Source organism: Cyanobium sp. Cruz-8D1, assembly GCF_024345975.1.
In the GTDB taxonomy this organism is placed as follows: domain Bacteria; phylum Cyanobacteriota; class Cyanobacteriia; order PCC-6307; family Cyanobiaceae; genus Cyanobium.
Window position 1 is genome coordinate 1 of the sequence record NZ_JAGQCD010000098.1, and the last position, 2,521, is coordinate 2,521.

General features: G+C 67.8%; 2 protein-coding genes. Both read right to left on the reverse strand.

The genetic code is table 11. From position 1 onward, the window contains the following. Window positions 1–295 precede the first annotated feature (295 nt). Entirely contained in the window at window positions 296–1,090 is a 795-nt protein-coding gene (istB, locus tag KBZ33_RS21295) for an IS21-like element helper ATPase IstB (RefSeq protein ID WP_255012016.1), read from the reverse strand. Continuing rightward, on the reverse strand, window positions 978–2,521 hold a 1,544-nt coding region (gene istA / locus KBZ33_RS21300; RefSeq protein ID WP_255012017.1), incomplete at its 5' end, for an IS21 family transposase. The genes istB and istA, both read right to left, overlap by 113 nt.

The following is a 2,521-nucleotide window of genomic DNA, read 5'->3' on the forward strand; positions in this document are numbered from 1 at the left end:
CGCGACAACCAAGTTGGCCGGTGAGGGCCCCCAGGTTGTCGCCGGCGACAACCTGGGGGCGGCGACACGAAAAGTGAGCCACTCCGCTACCAGAAGCCCGATCAGCACTGGGGTTTTCTTGATCGGCACCAGGCGACATTCGGGTTGGCCGGTGCTCCTCGGGGAACCTCCGCCCCAACGTTTCGCAGAGCGCACGAGCCGGCGGACCCCACAGTCCGCCGGCAGCGCGGAGCCCCCCACCGGGGGCTGCATTCATCGGCGCCAGGTTGGCGCCTCGCGTCAATGTCTCCTCGCCCTACCCCGGTTCCTTGCGCCGCCTCCCGGCACGGCGGTCGGCATCGGCGCGGCGGTGGCTGTCGCCGCTGATCTCGATGATGTGGCAGTGATGCACCAGCCGGTCCACCGCCGCGACGGTCATTGAGCTGCTGGGGAAGATCTCATCCCAGGCCGTGAACGGCTGATTGGCGGTGATCAGCAGCGATCGGCGCTCGTAGCGGTGGCAGATCAGTTCAAACAGCACGCTGCTCTCCTGTTCATCCCGCCGCACGTAGCCGATGTCATCGATCAGGAGCAATGGATAGCGATCCAGCCGCTCCAGCGCTTGCGGCAGGTTGTACTCGGCGCGGGCCTTCTGCAGCTCCTGCACCAGCGCCGTGGCCGGGTAGAAGCGGCAGGGCTGATCCAGGCCGATCTGCGCCAGGACGATGCCGATGGCCAGATGGGTCTTGCCCACGCCGCTGGGGCCGAACAACAGCACGTTCTCACCCCGCTGCAGCCAGTCGCTCTGGTGGGTCAGCCCCTCCAGCTCCTGCCATGGGCCGGCCTCGATCCGGCCGCTGTGGTCGTAGTCCGCCAGCGCCTTGCTCCACGGCAGCTGGGCCGCTCGCAGCAACCGTTGCTGGCGGGCCTGCTGGCGCTGCTCCACCTCCTGCTCGCAGAGGGCATAGAGAAACTGGCTGTGGCTCCAGCCCTCGGCCTCAGCCTGCGAGGCGAGGCTCTGCCAGTGGGAGCTGATCCGTGCCAGCCGCAGCTGCCGCAACAGGATCGGCAGGGCGGCTTCCGCCGCCTGGGGCCGCGGGACGGAGGACAAGGAGGTCGTCATAGATCTGCAGGTTGTGTTGATCAATGCGTTGCGGTGGCAGCGGGCGATGGGGCGGCAGCCGGAAGCGTTGCTGCAGCGCCGCCAGCGACAGCCCCTGCCGTTGGTGGGCCTTCTCGAGCCAGGCCAGCACCGGTTCGTAGCCCGCCACTCGGCAGCCGACATACAGCGCCTCGACCATCAAGCGAGCGGCGGCGTCACGATCACCGCCATGGCGCAGCTGCTGCCACAGCTGCCACCAGAGCTCATCGGGGAACAGCTCCCGTTGGTAGCTGCAGTGCAGCAACGCCCGGGGCTTACGCCGCAGCGCATCGATCAGATGCTCCAGGTCGATGCTCCAGGCCCGTCCATGCCGCTCCACGTCGCCATGGAGCCGCACCAGCTCGCAGGCCAGCTGGCGGCCGAGCAACAGCTGCAGTCGGTCGTGGAAGATCCGCACCGTCAGCCGCTGGCCGATCAGCCGTGGTGGCACCGAATACACCACCTTGCGCACCTCGATCGTGCTGGTGCGCCGCACCGTGAGCTGCTCGATGTCGTAGTCGGCAAAGCGAAAGCGCGGCAGCGGCCGCAGCGCCGGCTTTTCCTGCTCCAGCCGGACCAGCCGCGGTCGGTTGTATTGCTCGAGCACCGCAGCCAGGAAGGCCTGGTACGCAGCCAGCGACTCAAAATCGCTGCTGCCGCGCAGCAGCAGCGCCTGCTCGATCCGCCGCTTGAGATGGCCATGGGGACTCTCCACACGGCCGTTCTCATGCGCCACTCCCAGGTTGTTGCGGCTGTAGGCCAGGCCGTAGTGACTGCAGAGGGCGTGATAGCGGGGGGTGATGTCGGCTGAAAAACTGCCATTGCGGTTGCGGCACGCCGCCGATAACCGGTCGGTCCGCAGTTCCGTCGGCACCCCGCCGCAGGCCGCCAGGGCGTTCTGCAGACCCTCGGAGAGCGCCACGAAACTCTCGCCTCCCTGCACCACCTGCGCGTAGCTCCAGCCGCTCCATGCCAGGCGGTAGTGAAACAACAGATGGGGGAACACCTTGCCGGCGATCGCTACCTCCACACCCTTGAGCTGGGTGAAGTCACAGAAGGCGATCTCTCCGGGCCCATAGCTGAGCGGGAAGATCACCTCTGGATCCGGGCCGTGCAGCGCCTTCCATTCCCGTACCCGGCGCTGCAGGGTGCGCTGCAGCGGAAGCCAGTCCACATCTGGTTTCTGCTGCTGCAGATGCTCCAGCAGCGTGATCGGCGACAGCGCCGGCGATCGCTGCAGCAACGGCACCAGCTCCTCCTCCCATACCCCCGCCAGCGGATCCGGACGGGTCCGCCCGCGGGGCTGGTTCGCCTGCGGTTGCAGCTGGTTTCGCTCAATCCGGCGGGCACTGCGCACTGAGATGCCCGCCGCTGCGGCAGCCGCCTCCTGGCTGCTGCCGC